The organism is Marinibacterium profundimaris, from assembly GCF_002210095.1.
In the GTDB taxonomy this organism is placed as follows: domain Bacteria; phylum Pseudomonadota; class Alphaproteobacteria; order Rhodobacterales; family Rhodobacteraceae; genus Marinibacterium; species Marinibacterium profundimaris.
Map to the genome: position 1 here is coordinate 50466 of NZ_AQQR01000003.1, position 14875 is coordinate 65340.

At 67.3% G+C, this 14875-nt stretch carries 12 protein-coding genes; 6 read left to right on the forward strand and 6 right to left on the reverse strand.

Annotation, left to right across the window (positions count from 1 at the left end; genetic code table 11):
* The first annotated feature begins 80 nt into the window (after positions 1-80).
* Complete coding sequence (locus ATO3_RS08475) at positions 81-1346, forward strand: MFS transporter (protein ID WP_088649421.1); 1266 nt, start codon at positions 81-83, stop codon at positions 1344-1346.
* 18 nt (positions 1347-1364) lie between these two features.
* Here the strand turns inward: ATO3_RS08475 and ATO3_RS08480 are convergent, their stop codons facing one another.
* The 4 genes from ATO3_RS08480 to cysS form a co-directional block, all read right to left on the reverse strand.
* Positions 1365-2141, reverse strand: coding sequence for a squalene/phytoene synthase family protein (locus ATO3_RS08480; RefSeq protein WP_088649422.1), 777 nt, complete (start codon positions 2139-2141; stop codon positions 1365-1367).
* On the reverse strand, positions 2138-2842 hold the full coding sequence (locus ATO3_RS08485) for a class I SAM-dependent methyltransferase (RefSeq protein WP_088649423.1): 705 nt from the start codon (positions 2840-2842) through the stop codon (positions 2138-2140). Before ATO3_RS08485 ends, ATO3_RS08480 begins: the two co-directional genes overlap by 4 nt.
* Positions 2839-4485, reverse strand: coding sequence for a citramalate synthase (gene cimA, locus ATO3_RS08490; RefSeq protein WP_088649424.1), 1647 nt, complete (start codon positions 4483-4485; stop codon positions 2839-2841). Before cimA ends, ATO3_RS08485 begins: the two co-directional genes overlap by 4 nt.
* A gap of 200 nt (positions 4486-4685) precedes the next feature.
* On the reverse strand, positions 4686-6125 hold the full coding sequence (gene cysS, locus ATO3_RS08495; RefSeq protein WP_088649425.1) for a cysteine--tRNA ligase: 1440 nt from the start codon (positions 6123-6125) through the stop codon (positions 4686-4688).
* Positions 6126-6479: 354 nt separating this feature from the next.
* Between cysS and ATO3_RS08500 the strand changes: the two genes are divergently transcribed.
* Positions 6480-6836 carry an MmcQ/YjbR family DNA-binding protein gene (locus tag ATO3_RS08500; protein ID WP_088649426.1) on the forward strand — a complete coding sequence of 119 codons (357 nt, stop codon included), beginning with the start codon at positions 6480-6482 and terminating at the stop codon, positions 6834-6836.
* Complete coding sequence (locus ATO3_RS08505; RefSeq protein ID WP_088649427.1) at positions 6833-7429, forward strand: GNAT family N-acetyltransferase; 597 nt, start codon at positions 6833-6835, stop codon at positions 7427-7429. The genes ATO3_RS08500 and ATO3_RS08505 overlap by 4 nt, the downstream gene beginning before the upstream one ends.
* A 91-nt stretch (positions 7430-7520) precedes the next feature.
* Here ATO3_RS08505 and ATO3_RS08510 read toward each other — a convergent pair whose 3' ends face one another.
* Positions 7521-7895: a VOC family protein gene (locus tag ATO3_RS08510; RefSeq protein WP_088649428.1), complete on the reverse strand. Its 375-nt coding sequence runs from the start codon at positions 7893-7895 to the stop codon at positions 7521-7523.
* Between the two features lie 93 nt (positions 7896-7988).
* Here ATO3_RS08510 and soxR point away from each other — a divergent pair, with 93 nt between their 5' ends.
* The 3 genes from soxR to ATO3_RS08525 all read left to right on the forward strand — a co-directional run bounded on the left by soxR (position 7989) and on the right by ATO3_RS08525 (position 10815).
* A complete protein-coding gene (soxR, locus tag ATO3_RS08515; protein WP_088649429.1) occupies positions 7989-8471 on the forward strand; it encodes a redox-sensitive transcriptional activator SoxR in 483 nt (160 codons plus the stop codon).
* A 192-nt stretch (positions 8472-8663) separates the two neighbouring features.
* Entirely contained in the window at positions 8664-9842 is a 1179-nt protein-coding gene (locus tag ATO3_RS08520) for a pyridoxal phosphate-dependent aminotransferase (protein WP_088649430.1), read from the forward strand.
* Between the two features lie 109 nt (positions 9843-9951).
* Positions 9952-10815 (forward strand): glycosyltransferase family 2 protein, encoded by an 864-nt coding sequence (locus tag ATO3_RS08525; protein ID WP_088649431.1) that lies wholly within the window; start codon positions 9952-9954, stop codon positions 10813-10815.
* A gap of 313 nt (positions 10816-11128) precedes the next feature.
* Here ATO3_RS08525 and ATO3_RS08530 read toward each other — a convergent pair whose 3' ends face one another.
* A complete protein-coding gene (locus tag ATO3_RS08530) occupies positions 11129-14788 on the reverse strand; it encodes a vitamin B12-dependent ribonucleotide reductase (RefSeq protein WP_088649432.1) in 3660 nt (1219 codons plus the stop codon).
* Positions 14789-14875 lie beyond the last annotated feature (87 nt).

Genomic DNA, 14875 nt, shown 5'->3' on the forward strand with positions numbered 1-14875 from the left:
CGGATTGCTGCGGTCCTGTCTGACATCCGCGACGCTCCGGCACACTTGCCGGTTCCCGACAAGCCAGATACTCGCTCCTTATGCAAGCATCGACCGATCAGACCCTGGTGGATCCGCAGGTTCCGGATCAGGCTGGCTCCGACCGCAGGGCCAGGCGCAACGTGGCCTTCCTGGTCGCGGCGCAGGCGATCCTGGGCAGCCAGATGCCCATGAATTTCGTCGTCGCGGGGCTGGCGGGCCAGCAGCTGGCGCCGAACCCCTGTCTCGCCACCCTGCCGATCTCGCTGATCGTCTTCGGGTCGATGACCACGGCGCCCTGGCTGTCGCCCTTCATGCAGCGCCATGGCCGGCGCGCGGGCTTCATGGTCGGCGCCGGCGGAGGCATGCTCGGCGGGCTGGTCGCGGCCCTGGGCCTGTGGCTGGGCAACTTCTGGATCTTCGCGGCGGGCGGCTACCTGACCGGCATCTACATGTCGGCGCAGGGCTTTTATCGCTTCGCCGCCACCGACACCGCCTCGGACGCCTACCGGCCCAAGGCGATCTCTTATGTCATGGCCGGCGGGCTGGTCTCCGCCATCATCGGGCCACAGGTGGTGTCCTACCTGACGTCCGGCACGCCGGACGCGACTCCGATGCGGTTCTTCCCGGTCTATGTCGCGGCGATGCTGGTGAACGTGGCGGGCATCTTCCTGTTCTTCGGCCTCGACATCCCCAAACCCGTGCCACCCGCCCACGACGCGCCCAGGGGCCGCAGCGTGCGCGAGTTGCTCAGCGATCCGACCATCGCCGTCGCCGTCATCTGCGCCGCCGTCAGCTATGCGCTGATGAACCTGGTCATGACCTCTACGCCGCTGGCCGTGGTTGGCTGCGGCTTTGCCGTGGCGGATGCCTCGAACATCGTGACGGGCCACGTTCTGGCGATGTTCGTGCCGTCCTTCTTCACCGGCCACCTGATCGCCCGCTTCGGGGCCGAGAAGATCATGGGCGTCGGTCTGTTCATCCTTGCCGTGGGCGGGGTGATCGCGCTGGAAGGCGTGGACCTGATGAACTTCTACGGCTCGCTGGTCATGTTGGGGATCGGCTGGAACTTCGGCTTCATCGGCGCCACCTCGTTGCTGGCCTCGGCCCATGCCCCGCATGAACGCGGCCGGATGCAGGGCCTGAACGATTTGATCGTCTTCGGCGCGGTGACAGCTGCCTCGCTGGCCTCGGGCGGGTTGATGAACTGTTCGGGCGGCTCGCCGGTGGATGGCTGGAACGCGGTGAACATCGCCATGGCGCCCTTCATCACCCTTGCGGGCGGCGCCCTGGTCTGGCTGACCCTGCAGAAGCGGCTGGTCCGCTAAGCCCGCACCGGGGCGGTATCAGACCCGCCCCGTCGCCGAGGCCCACATCAGCCGCGCCCGCTTGCCCCCTTCGGACAGCGACACCTCGCCCCGCGCCACGGCGCCGGGCGCCTTGGCCACCTGCCGCAGCACCGGCCCCGCCTGCCAGGCCGCCAGCAGCGCCGGCCGCGCCTCGACCGAGACCTCGCGCATGCGCTTGCGCCCCCGGCTCAGCCGGTCGAGCCCGCGTTCCGCCAGCCGCTTCACCCCGGTCCCGGTCCCGTCCAGCAGCGGGATCCGGCCCGCGGCCTCCAGCTCGGGCACGGCGCGGAACCAGTTCGCCAGCCCCATGGCCCAGCCCAGATCCAGCAGGACCTGTTCGGGCGCCTCGCCCAGGGATTGCCCCGCAGCCCGCAGCAATGCGCCCGAGGAGTGTTCAAGATAGGCATCGAAATGCGGCTCGTCCTCGAAGGGATCCTTGTATATATCCCAACGCCTTACCGCGACATATTCATCCAGTCGCACGGCCTCGTCGGCGCTTAGCACCCGGGCCAGCGGCGTGGTCACCTCGTGCTTGCGCACAGCTCCCTGTCCGGCGATCTCGGCCAGCGCGTCGCGCCACCATTGCAGCCGCATCTCCGCGATCATCGGCTCTGCCGTGACCCAGGGCGCGCGGCTGACCTCGACATTCATGGCGTAGATCGGAAACAGCGTTTCGCGCGCCGCCACGGGCGCGGCCATCACCGCGAGGAAGCGATCGGGATCGGCCTTTTCCACCAGGGCGGCGCAGGCGGTGACATCGGGATCAAAGCTCATGACGGCCGCGCGATCACCAGCGCATAGGCGATCCGGTCCGGCGCCGCGCGCCAGTTGGCGATTTCCGTCCAGGAGGTGTCGAGAACGCGGCGCATCTCCGCATCCGCCTCCACCGACAGCGCCACGATCCGCGCCGCCAGCGACTGGTAATAGGCCGCCCAGGGCGCCCCGAGGATCAGCCTGTGATCCAGCATCTCGTACCCCGCTTGTCGCACCCGTGCCGCGATCCCGTCGAGGTCGGTCAGCGCCGGGTACTCCGCCCAGAAGCGCTCCACCTCCGGGTCATTGCCGGTCAGGCGCACCGGCTCGGAAAAGGCCACGCCGCCGCCCGGTGCAAGGGCGTCGGCCCAGGCCGTCAGCCCTTCGGTCACACCAAGGAAATAGAGCGCCCCGGCCGACCAGATCAAATCGAAAGGCCCCTCCAGCGCCCCCATGTCCCCATGCCGCACGGACACGTTGCCCAGATCGCCACAGCGCGCCTTCGCCTCCCCGGCCAGGTGCGGCATCTGTTCCACCGCCTCGATCCGCGCCTCGGGCAAGGCAATCCCCAGCGTCCGCGTATCCGCGCCCGAGCCGCAGCCCGCATCGCAGACCCGCACCGGACCTTTCAGCGAAAGCCGGTCCAGCGCCCAGTGGACATCCTCCGGCAGGCCCGGCCCCTCGCGGTCCAGCCCGGAATAGAGGCGGTGAAAAGCACTCATCCGGCGCTCTCCAGTTCCGGCGCCTCGGCCCGCAGACGGTCGCGCACCAGCTTCCAGCGGATCGCGTCCAGCAGCGCCTCGAAAGACGCGTCCACTATGTTCGCCGACACGCCCACGGTCGACCACCGCCGGCCCTTGCCGTCTGCGCTGTCGATGATGACGCGGGTCACCGCCTCGGTCCCGCCCTGCGTGATCCGCACCTTGAAGTCCACGAGGTGCATGTCGGCCAGCTGCGCCGAATAGCGGCCAAGATCCTTCGCCAGCGCCTGCCACAGCGCGTTGACCGGCCCCCGGTCACAGCCCTGCGCATCGAAGCTCTCGCTCACCGACAGCTTCTTCTCGCCGTCCACCTTCACCACGACCACCGCCTCCGAGACCGAAACCATCTCGTTGCGCTTGTTCTTCCGCCGCTCGACCGTGACCTTGTACCGCTTGACCTCGAAGAAGTCGGGCATCTGCCCCAGTTCTTCGCGCGCCAGCAGTTCGAAGGACGCCTGCGCGGTGTCGTAGGAATACCCCTTGTCCTCGCGGGCCTTGATCCCGTCGAGGATGCGGGCCAGCGCCGGGTCGCCCTTCTCCACCTCGATCCCGGCCTCGGCCAGCCGCCGCCGCAGGTTCGATTGCCCCGCCTGGTTCGACATCGGCACGATCCGCGCATTGCCCACGGCCGACGGCTCGACATGTTCATAGGTCGAGGGGTCCTTGAGGATCGCGCTGGCATGCAGCCCGGCCTTGTGGGCAAAGGCCGAGGCGCCGACATAGGGCAGCTGTTTCATCGGCACGCGGTTGAGGATGTCGTCCAGCATCCGGCTGACCTGGGTCAGCCCTTCCAGCGCCTCGCGGGTGACGCCGATGTCGAACCGCTCGCACCAGGGCGCCTTCAGCAGCAGCGTCGGGATCAGCGAGGTCAGGCTGGCGTTGCCACAGCGCTCGCCCAGCCCGTTCAGCGTGCCCTGGATCTGCCGCGCCCCGGCACCGACGGCGGCCAGAGAGCCCGCCACCGCCATCTCGGTATCGTTGTGGCAATGGATGCCCAGCCGGTTGCCGGGGATCCCCGCGGCGATCACCTCACCGGTGATCCGCGCGATCTCGTCGGGCAGCGTGCCGCCGTTGGTGTCGCACAGGACGATCCAGCGCGCCCCGGCCTCCAGCGCGGCGCGGCAGCAGGCCAGCGCGTAGGATGGGGTGCGTTTGTAGCCGTCAAAGAAATGCTCGGCATCGAACAGCGCCTCCCGTCCCGAGGCCACCAGATGCGCGACCGACGCGCGGATGTTCTCGAGGTTCTCCTCCTCGGAAATCCCCAGCGCCGCCGCGACGTGATAGCTGTCGGATTTGCCGACCAGGCAGACGGCGCCCGTCCCGGCGTTCATCACCGCCGCCAGCACGTCGTCGTTCTCGGCCGAGCGCCCGGCCCGCTTGGTCATCCCGAAGGCGGTCAGGCGCGCCCGCAGGTCCGGAGCGGCGTCAAAGAACGCGCTGTCGGTGGGGTTCGCCCCGGGCCAGCCGCCTTCGACATAATCGATCCCCAGCCCGTCCAGCGCCTCGGCGATCCGCAGCTTCTCGGCCACGGAAAACTGCACGCCCTGCGTCTGCTGGCCATCCCGCAGCGTGGTGTCATAGAGATAAAGTCGCTCTTTGGTCATCGCCTGGCTCCCGCATGTCCCACGCGTGGGACAGACCTCCGCTTGTTTCTTTTCAACAGGTTACAGAGGCGTCTTCATGAAGTCTTAACCTCCGTGGTCGCCGGGTCACACCGACACCCTGTCTTCATCTTTGCAAAAATACCTCTCGGGGGGGCGCGCAGCGCGGGGGGCAGACAGCCCCCCTCCACCCTCTGCGTCCCTCACCCGATCTCCTCCAGCTTGGCGGCGTCAAAGCCCGGCCCCGGTACCAGCTCGACCCCCGCCTTCGACATCCGCACCTCGACCCCGGCCGCCACAAGCGCGGCCTTCAGGCGGTCGACCTCAGTGAAATCCTTGGTGGCCATGGCCGTCTCACGTACGGTACCAAGCCGCTCTTTGAGACCAGTCAGAACCTCGGCCGCGTTGAGCGTATCCACCGATGCGGCGTTGGTGAGAAGCTCGTCAAAACCCATCAGGTCCAGCCCGTTGAGGAACTGCTTGGCCGCAACTTTCCAGTCGTCTGCCGACACCGAAGCATCAAGAACCCGCTTCGCCAGCAGATCGAGACCACGGCGCGCATTGAAGGTGTTCAGATCATCACAGAGAGAATCCAGAACCGCCGGGCTCTGCTCGCTCGGGTCAAGCTCATGACGCAGGAAGCTCCCTTCGGCGGCCTCTTGCGCTTTTCGCCACCGGTCCAGAACGACCTTAGCTTCATCGACCTTCTTCGCCGTCCAGTCCATCGGCTTGCGGTAATGCGTCGAGAGCAGCACGAAACGCACCACCTCGCCGGGGATCCCCTGGTCCAGCAGATCCCGCACGGTGAAGAAATTGCCGAGCGATTTCGACATCTTCTTGCCTTCGACCTGCAGCATCTCGTTGTGCAGCCAGACATTGGCGAAACCCGCGCCGGGGTGGGCGCAGCAGCTTTGGGCGATCTCGTTCTCGTGGTGCGGGAACATCAGGTCGTTGCCGCCGCCGTGGATGTCGAAATGATCGCCCAGCAGCGCATCCGACATGGCCGAGCATTCGATATGCCAGCCCGGACGCCCCCGGCCCCAGGGCGAGTCCCAGCCCGGCAGGTCGTCCGACGAGGGCTTCCACAGCACGAAATCCATCGGGTTCTTCTTGTAGGGCGCGACCTCGACCCGTGCGCCGGCGATCATGTCGTCCACCGATCGGCCCGAGAGCGCGCCGTAGTCGGCATAGCTTTCGACCGAGAACAGCACATGCCCCTCGGCCGCATAGGCGTGGCCCGAGGCGATCAGCCCCTCGATCATGGCGATCATCTGCGGGATGTAGGCGGTGGCGCGCGGCATGTGGTCGGGCTGAAGCGCGCCAAGGGCGCCCATGTCGTCCAGGTACCAGCCGATGGTTTCCTCGGTGATCTCGGAAATCGGCCGCCCCGAGGCCGCCGCGCGGGCGTTGATCTTGTCGTCGACGTCGGTGAAATTCCGCACGTAGGTGACATGGTCAGGCCCGTAGACCTGCCGCAGCAGCCGGTAGAGCGTGTCGAAGACCACCACCGGCCGGGCATTGCCCAGGTGTGCCCGGTCATAGACCGTCGGGCCGCAGACATAGAGCCGCACATTTTCCGGATCGATCGGTGCAAAGACCTCTTTCTGGCGGGTCTTCGTATTGTGGAACCTGATCATGCCCATGTTTCCCCAAGCAAGGTTGCAAATGAGTTGCAAAATGGCGGCCAAGGCCCGGCGGGCTTAGCAAGTTCACTCTGGGATGGAAACAGAAAGAACGGCCCGCCTGACGATGTCAGCCGGTAATGCAGCAGATGTTGATGCGTGCGTGCCGTGTCATGGCCGCCTGATAACACCTCTTTCCGCCGCCGCCAAGCCATGACCGTTTGGCGTGGCTTCGAGAGGTCGGTGCCCCGGTTTCCGGACCGGCACAAGACGCGCGGCCCGCCATGGCCCGATGCCCGGGCAGCGCCGCCGCGACCCCCGGTCTGTCCGCATTGCGCAGTTGCGATGGCGCCCCGACACTGGCACGCTCCGCGCATGAGCCGGGACCTTGTCACAGCCATCTGCGCGCCCTTGCCGGGAGCCGAAAAATCCGACCCATGGGGCGGAGGCCATGACGCATGGAAGGTCGGCGGCAAGATGTTCGCCTGCATCGGCACGATGGATGCGGGCGTCGCGGTAAAGACGGAGTCAGTCGAGACCGCGACCATGCTGATCGACGCCGGCGTGGGCGAGAAGGCGCCCTATTTTCATCGCTCCTGGCTGCTGCTTCCCTGGGGCACGCCCGAGGATGAGCTGCGCCACCGGCTGGAAAGCTCCTACGACATCGTCCGCGCGGGGCTGACCAAGACGGTCCAGGCCACGCTCGCGCCCCGCGCGGTCCCGGGCGCATGAGCCCGGACGACGAGAGGCCAGGGTCCGGCCTGCGCCCGGCGACGGCGCGCGACGCGGCCCTTGTGGCGCGGCTGAGCGATATGGCCGACGAGGAACTGCCCCGGCTGATCTGGGCGCGCGAGGTGACGGCGGACAAGGACATCTGGGCCGTCGGGACCGAGAGCTACGCGCGGCTGCTGGCCGGGGGCGTGCCGGGGCGGATGCTGCTGTCGGACACCGGTGCGGCGCCGACCGGCGGGGTCTGGACCTACCCGATGACGGATCCCGGCGATCCCGATGCCGCGCCGATCGCCGATCTGGCCCCGCTGCGGCGGCTGAAGCGGCACATGGCCGGGGACTGGTACATCGATTTCATCGCCGTCCTGCCCGAGCATCGCGGCCGCGGGCTGGGCCGGGTGCTGCTGGCCGGCGCGCTGGATGCGGCGCGCGCGGCCGGGGCGCGGCGGATCGGGCTGATCGCGCTGGACAGCAACGCCACGGCCATCGCGCTTTACGGCTCGGCCGGGTTCGTGGCCATGGCCTCGGAGCGGCTGGTCAACGACGCCTGGAAGACCGGGGCGCAGGACGCCGTGCTGATGACCCGCGCGCTGTGATCCGGTCCGGGGCGCGCAGGGCCGCCCCCGCGACGACCGTACTACGCCAGCGGCGGCCGGCGCAGGCGCAGGCCCGGGCCGGCCGGCGCGGTCAGTCGTAGGCGACCACCTCGAATTCGATCCCGTCGGGTCCGTCGAAATAGAACCGCTGTCCCGGCTCGCAATCCGCGTGGCTGTGGGGAACGTAGCCCTTGGCCTTCACCCGCGCCTCCACCTTGGCAAGGTCGTCGACCTCGACCCCGATGTGGTTCAGCCCGCCTGTCAGGTGGTAGGTATCGCCGATTGGCGTCTGTCCTTCGGCCGGCGCATAGAGCGCGAGATAACCGCTGTCGTCGCCCACATGGACGGTGAACCCGTCGCCAAGGGCCGGCCCTTCCCAGCGGACCTTCCAGTCGAAGAGCTCTGACAGCACCGCCGCCGTGGCCCTGGGATCGGGGACCGAGACATTCACATGTTCCAACCGCATTGCGTTTCTCCTTTGCACTTGAACATCGACGGCGCTCACCGTAATTCCTCAAGTGAACTTTAGGTCAAGCCCCAAAACCGGCAAGGCTATCAGATGGCTCACGGAACCAGCCCCCGCCCTCTCCGGCCCTCCGGCCTGAGCATCGGCGACATCGCCACCCGCACCGGCCTCGCCGTCTCGGCGATCCGCTACTACGAGGAGGAAGGGCTGGTTGCCCCCTACCGCACCGCGTCGGGCCAGCGGCGGTTCACCCGGGCGGACCTGCGGCGGCTGTCTTTCGTGCGGATCGCGCAGTCGCTGGGCTTTCCGCTTTCCCGGATCCGCGCGGCGATGCAGTCCCTGCCCGCCGACCGACCGCCCTCGAAGGCGGACTGGGGCCGGATCTCGCGCGAGTTCCGCGCGGACCTGGATGCGCGCATCGCCCAGCTGGAGGCGCTGCGCGACAAGCTCGACGGCTGCATCGGCTGCGGCTGTCTCTCTCTGGACAGCTGCGCGCTGTACAATGAGCGCGACAAGGCCGCGGCCCTGGGCGACGGGCCGCGCTACCTGATGGGGGACAGATCGGAAGATATCTAGGCGCGGCTCGGCAGCCCCGGCGCGTGCAAAATCCGGAGCGGCAACCGGTTGGCTCCCGCCGCTTCGCCATTCGTCTTTCCGGCGCGGCGGCGGTTGCCCAAAGTCAGGCCGCCGTGCCCCGGACGCCGCGTCCCCCTGACCGGTGGTCCGGGCCCGATTGACACCGCCCCGGCGTTGTGGCCTGTCCGCCCCATGACGCAGGCAAGACTTTCCTCCCGTATCACCCATATCACCGGCGGCGGTTCTGACGGCTGGGACGTGTTCTACCGCGCCCGGCGGATGATTGACGCGGGGCTCCCCGTGGTCGAGCTGACCATCGGCGAACATGACATCCGCACCGATCCCGCGATCCTCGAGGCCATGCACGGGTCGGCCCGGGGCGGGCACACCGGCTATGCCGAGGTGCCCGGCACCCGCAGCCTGCGCCAGGCCGTGGCCGAGCGCGTGACGGCCCGCACCGGCGTGCCCACGACCGAGGCCAACGTGCTGATCACGCCGGGCGCGCAATCGGCGCTGTTCGCCGCCCATATCGCCACCTGCGATCCCGGCGACACCGCGCTGTTCATCGATCCCTATTACGCCACCTACCCCGGCACGATCCGCGGCGCGGGCGCCGTGCCCCAGCCCGTGGCGACCCGGTCGCGCAACAGTTTCCAGCCCCGCGCGGAAGACCTGGAGCCCTTTGCCCCCGGCGCCCGGTCGCTGCTGATCAATTCGCCCAACAACCCGACCGGCGTGATCTATTCCCGCGAGACGATGGACGAGATCGCCGGTGTCGCGCAGGCGCATGACCTCTGGCTGATCTCGGACGAGGTCTATGACAGCCAGGTCTGGGAGGGCGAGCATATCTCGCCCCGCGCCCTGCCCGGCATGGCCGAGCGCACGCTGGTCATGGGGTCGATGTCGAAATCCCATGCGATGACCGGCTCGCGCTGCGGCTGGATCCTGGGCCCGGAAGAGGCGATCGCCCACCTGGTGAACCTCTCGACGCACACGACCTACGGCGTGCCGGGGTTCATCCAGGATGCCTCGGTCTTTGCCTTCGACCAGGGCGCCGCGCTTGAGGCCGAGGTTGCCGCCCCCTTCCGGCGCCGCCGCGACCTGGCGCTGCAGATCCTCGGACGGCAGCAGGCGGTGAAGGTGATCCCGCCGCAGGGGGCGATGTATGTCATGCTCGACATCCGCGCGACCGGGCTCAGCGGCGAGGATTTCGCGCTGCAGCTGCTGGAGGAGCACCACATCGCGGTCATGCCGGGCGAAAGCTTTGGCCAGGCGGCGGCGGGGCACCTGCGGGTCGCGCTGACGGTGGAGGACGACCGCTTTGCCGCGGCGCTGGAGACGCTCTGCGCCTTCGCCGCCGCGCGGGTCTGATCCCGGAGGTCATGAGACGGGCCTGAAAGGGCCCGGCGAATTGACGCCCCCGGCGCGCGCGCCTAGACCGGCACGGCACCGCCAGAACCAGGCCAGATCGAGGATCCCCATGCCGGAGGCCGCAGCCAATCCACGGGTCAGCGTCATCACCGTGGCCTATTCCAGCTTTGACGTGCTGCCGGCCATGGCCGCGAGCCTGCCGGCGGACGTGCCGCTGATCACCGTCGACAACGGCCCCGATGACGGGGTGCGCGACTGGGCGCGGACGCAAGGCCATACCCTGCTGGAGCCGGGCCGCAACCTGGGCTTCGGCGCCGCCTGCAACCTGGGCGCCGAGGCGGCCGGGACGGACTTCCTGTTCTTTCTCAACCCCGATGCGCGCCTGGAGCCGGGCGCCATCGCCGCGCTGCTCGACGCCGCCGAACGCCACCCCGACAGCCCCGCCTTCGGCCCGGCGATCCTGAAGGAAAGCGGCGAGATCTTCCGCGTCAACGCCTCGCGCATTCCGGCGCGGCGCGACCGGCTGATCCCCCCGGCCCGACCCGACACCGAGGTCGCGCTGCATTCGCTCAACGGCGCCGCGATCTTTGCCCGAGCCGCGCCGTTCCGGGCCATCGGCGGCTTCGATCCGAAGATCTTTCTGTATTACGAAGACGACGACATGACCCTGCGCCTGTCGCAGAGGTTCGGGCCGCTCATCTACGTGCCCACGGCGCATGTGTTCCACGCCTCGGCCGGCAGCACCGCGCCGTCGGCCGCGCTGTCACGGTTCAAGGGCTACCACCTGGCGCGGTCGCAGGTCTACGTGATGGCCAAACACGGCCGCTCGGCTCCCTACCTGCGCGGGGTGCTGAACGCGGCGCGGCGGCTGGTGTCGATCCGCAACCTGACAAGGCCCGAGAAATGGAACGATGCCAAGGGGCGCTGGCGCGGGGCGCTGTCGGCCTGGCGCGGGACGGATCCGGGGCCCTGACGGGTGCCGTGCTCACCTGAGCTTTGCGCCCTAACACCCTGCCTCGATACATAAAAACGGAGGGCGCAAGGCCCTCCGAAGTTTCGTCATCCAGGCTCATTCTAGTTTACCGCCCGTCTTTTTCTGCCTGCGGCCTGGCCGACGTCTAGGGCGAGCGCACCCGCCCCGGGACAGAGTGGAAGGACTGATATTCCGTCCCACTCCACACCAGAGACCCACAAGGGACAGCAGGGCTCCGGTATTCTGTTTCGTCGGGGCCGGTCGCCGTGGCGATCCCCGGCCCCTGGGCGCAAAGTGGCGCCTTAACGCGTGATCAGCTGCAGCCCGATGTGCCGCCGCAGGTGTTGCACTTCATGCAGGTGCCGTTGCGCACCAGCGTGTAGTTGCCGCATTCGCCGCAGGCCTCGCCTTCGTAGCCCTGCATGCGCGCCTTGGTCCGTGCATCCATCGACACCGAGCCCGAGGAGACCTCGGTCGTGGTCGCGGTCACCGTTGCGGTGCCGCCGGTGCCGGTCTCCAGCGTCTGGACGGAGGACACGGTATCGAGCGCGGCAGCCGCCGCCCCGCCGTTGAAGACAACGAAGTCCTTCGGCAGGCGCTTGCGCAGGTAGCCCGTGGACGAGATCTGCTTGAGCACCTCAAGCGACTTGGTCGCCGCCGTGTCGGAGAGTTCGGAGATGTTGGACACCCCTTCCTCTTCGCCCCGGCCGATGTCGTCGAAGGTCGCGCCCTTGGGGGCCACATGCGCCAGGTCCGTACGGTCGAGGTAGGAGACCGCCAGTTCCCGGAAGATGTAGTCGAGGATCGAGGTCGCGTTCTTGATCGAGTCGTTGCCCTGGACCATGCCGGCGGGTTCGAACTTGGTGAAGGTGAAGGCGTCGACGAATTCCTCCAGCGGCACGCCGTACTGAAGCCCGACCGACACGGCGATGGCGAAGTTGTTCATCATCGCCCGGAAGCCGGCGCCTTCCTTGTGCATGTCGATGAAGATCTCGCCGAGCGAGCCGTCCTTGTACTCACCCGTCCGCAGATAGACCTTGTGGCCGCCGACGATCGCCTTCTGGGTATAGCCCTTGCGGCGCTCCGGCATCTTCTCGCGGTGCGAGCGCACGATCTCCTTTACGACCACCTTTTCGATGATCTTCTCGGCCAGCACCTGCGCCTTCTGCTGGGGCGTGCCGGTTTCCAGGGTCTCGGCGGCGTCCTCGTCATCCTCGACCAGCGCGGAGGCCAGCGGCTGGGACAGTTTGGAGCCGTCGCGGTAGAGCGCGTTGGCCTTCACACCCAGCGCCCAGGAGCGTTCATAGGCCTTCTGGCAATCCTCGATCGTCGCATCGTTGGGCATGTTGATCGTCTTGGAGATCGCGCCCGAGATGAACGACTGGGCGGCGGCCATCATGGTGATGTGGCTGTCGACCGAGAGATAGCGCTTGCCCTTCTTGCCGCAGGGGTTGGCGCAGTCGAAGACGGTCAGGTGCTCGTCCTTCAGGTGCGGGGCGCCTTCCAGCGTCATGGTCCCGCAGACGTAGTCGTTGGCCGCGTCGATATCCGCCTTGGTGTAGCCCAGGTGCTTGAGCAGGTCGAAGGTCGGGTCGTTCAGCTTCTCGGCCGGGATGCCGAGGATGCCGCTGCAGAATTCCTCGCCCAGGGTCCACTGGTTGAAGACGAAGCGGATGTCGAAGGCGCTTTCCAGCGCGGCTTCGATCCGGGCGAACTCGGCCTCGCCAAAGCCGTGGCCGGCCAGCGTCAGGTGGTTGACGCCGGGCGCGGTGGCGATGGTGCCGTGGCCCACCGCATAGCCAATGATGTCCTCGATCTCGGTCGAGGCATAGCCCATCTTCTCAAGCGCGGCGGGAACCGAGCGGTTGATGATCTTGAAGTAGCCGCCCCCCGCAAGTTTCTTGAACTTCACCAGGGCGAAGTCGGGCTCGATCCCGGTGGTGTCGCAATCCATCACCAGGCCGATGGTGCCGGTCGGCGCGATCACGGTGGATTGCGCGTTGCGGTAGCCATGCGCCTCGCCCAGCCGCAGCGCCTCGTCCCAGGCCTTCTCGGCCAGGGCGACCAGCTTCTGGTCGGGGCAGTTGTCCTGGTCCAGCGGCACGGGCGGCGTCGCCAGCCCTTCGTAGCCCTCGCTCAGCCCGTAGGCCGCGGTGCGGTGGTTGCGGATGACCCGCAGCATGTGGGCCGCGTTGCGCTCGTAGCTCGGGAAGGCGCCCAGCTCTCCGGCCATCTCGGCCGAGGTCGCATAGGACACGCCGGTCATGATCGCGGTCAGCGCGCCGCACAGGGCACGACCCTCATCGCTGTCATAGCTGATCCCGAGGTTCATCAGCAGGCCGCCGATATTGGCATAGCCCAGGCCCAGGGTCCGGAAATCGTAGGAGAGCTGTGCGATTTCCTTCGACGGGAACTGCGCCATGGTCACCGAGATTTCCAGCGTCACGGTCCAAAGCCGCGCCGCGTGCATGTAGTCCTCGGCCCTGAACTCGCCGTCCTTGAGGAAGGTCAGCAGGTTCATCGACGCCAGGTTGCAGGCGGTGTCATCGAGGAACATGTATTCCGAACATGGGTTCGAGCCGCGGATCTCCCCGTCTTCGGGGCAGGTGTGCCAGGCGTTGATCGTGTCGTGGTACTGGATGCCCGGATCGGCACAGGCCCAGGCGGCGTGGCCGACCTGTTCCCACAGATCGCGCGCCTTCACGGTCTTGGCGACCTTGCCGTCCTTGCGGTTGATCAGCTGCCAGTCGGCGTCCTTTTCGACGGCGTGCAGGAAGGCGTCGGTGACGCGGATCGAGTTGTTGGAGTTCTGGCCCGACACGGTGTTGTAAGCTTCGGAATCCCAGTCCGTGTCATAGGTCGGGAATTCGATCGAGGTGTGGCCCTGCCTGGCATAATCCAGCACCCGCTTGATGTAAGTCTCGGGGATCGAGGACTTTTTCGCCGCGCGGATCGCGGATTTCAGGCTGTCGTTCTTCGCCGGATCGACGGCATCCTCCAGCGCGCCATCCCAGGCGGCGATGGCCTCGAAGATGCCGTTCAGCTTCTCTTCGTGCATCTTGGAACCGGCGACGATGCTTGCCACCTTCTGCTCTTCGAGCACCTTCCAGTTGATGAAATCCTCAATGTCGGGGTGATCGGCATCGCAGATCACCATCTTGGCCGCGCGGCGCGTGGTGCCGCCCGACTTGATCGCGCCGGCCGCGCGGTCGCCGATCTTGAGAAAGCCCATCAGGCCCGAGGATTTGCCGCCGCCGGACAGGGATTCCCCCTCGGCCCGCAGGTGCGAGAAATTGGTGCCGGTGCCGGATCCGTATTTGAACAGGCGTGCCTCGCGGACCCAGAGATCCATGATGCCGCCTTCGTTCACCAGATCGTCCTGAACCGACTGGATGAAGCAGGCGTGGGGCTGCGGATGTTCATAGGCGCTGGCGGACTTGGTCAGCTTGCCGGTCTTGAAATCGACGTAGTAATGGCCCTGGCTGGGCCCGTCGATGCCATAGGCCCAGTACAGGCCGGTGTTGAACCATTGCGGCGAGTTCGGCGCGCCCATCTGGGCGGCCAGCATGTGGCGCATCTCGTCGTAATAGGCGCGGGCGTCGTCCTCGGTGGTGAAATAGCCACCCTTCCAGCCCCAGTAGGCCCAGGCGCCTGCGAGACGGTCGAAGACCTGCTTGGACGAAGTTTCGCCCGTGGTCTCAACGTCGTCCCCATCGGGCACCGAGCGCCACAGGAATTCGGGAACGCCGCGTTCCTTGACCTTCTTCAGCCGTGTCGGCACGCCGGCCTTGCGGAAGTATTTCTGCGCGATCACGTCGCTGGCGACCTGGCTCCACGAGGCCGGAACCTCGATGTTCTCGAGCCGGAACACGATGGTCCCGTCCGGGTTCCGGATCTCGGAGGTGGCTGCCACGAAATCAAGGGCCGCGTATGCGTCCTTGCCTGCCTCGGTGAATTTACGTTCGATCTTCATCGCTATTGTCCCCGTGCCCCGGATGCGGCACTGCATCCGGTACCTGATTGCAGAAGCGACACAAAACCTGTCTCACCCCCCCTTGTG

Bases quoted from the DNA above. Each gene is read 5' to 3' on its own strand.
- ATO3_RS08475 (WP_088649421.1), top strand. From the start codon at position 81: ATGCAAGCATCGACCGATCAGACCCTGGTGGATCCGCAGGTTCCGGAT.
- ATO3_RS08480 (WP_088649422.1), bottom strand. From the start codon at position 2,141: ATGAGCTTTGATCCCGATGTCACCGCCTGCGCCGCCCTGGTGGAAAAG.
- ATO3_RS08485 (WP_088649423.1), bottom strand. From the start codon at position 2,842: ATGAGTGCTTTTCACCGCCTCTATTCCGGGCTGGACCGCGAGGGGCCG.
- cimA (WP_088649424.1), bottom strand. From the start codon at position 4,485: ATGACCAAAGAGCGACTTTATCTCTATGACACCACGCTGCGGGATGGC.
- cysS (WP_088649425.1), bottom strand. From the start codon at position 6,125: ATGGGCATGATCAGGTTCCACAATACGAAGACCCGCCAGAAAGAGGTC.
- ATO3_RS08500 (WP_088649426.1), top strand. From the start codon at position 6,480: ATGAGCCGGGACCTTGTCACAGCCATCTGCGCGCCCTTGCCGGGAGCC.
- ATO3_RS08505 (WP_088649427.1), top strand. From the start codon at position 6,833: ATGAGCCCGGACGACGAGAGGCCAGGGTCCGGCCTGCGCCCGGCGACG.
- ATO3_RS08510 (WP_088649428.1), bottom strand. From the start codon at position 7,895: ATGCGGTTGGAACATGTGAATGTCTCGGTCCCCGATCCCAGGGCCACG.
- soxR (WP_088649429.1), top strand. From the start codon at position 7,989: ATGGCTCACGGAACCAGCCCCCGCCCTCTCCGGCCCTCCGGCCTGAGC.
- ATO3_RS08520 (WP_088649430.1), top strand. From the start codon at position 8,664: ATGACGCAGGCAAGACTTTCCTCCCGTATCACCCATATCACCGGCGGC.
- ATO3_RS08525 (WP_088649431.1), top strand. From the start codon at position 9,952: ATGCCGGAGGCCGCAGCCAATCCACGGGTCAGCGTCATCACCGTGGCC.
- ATO3_RS08530 (WP_088649432.1), bottom strand. From the start codon at position 14,788: ATGAAGATCGAACGTAAATTCACCGAGGCAGGCAAGGACGCATACGCG.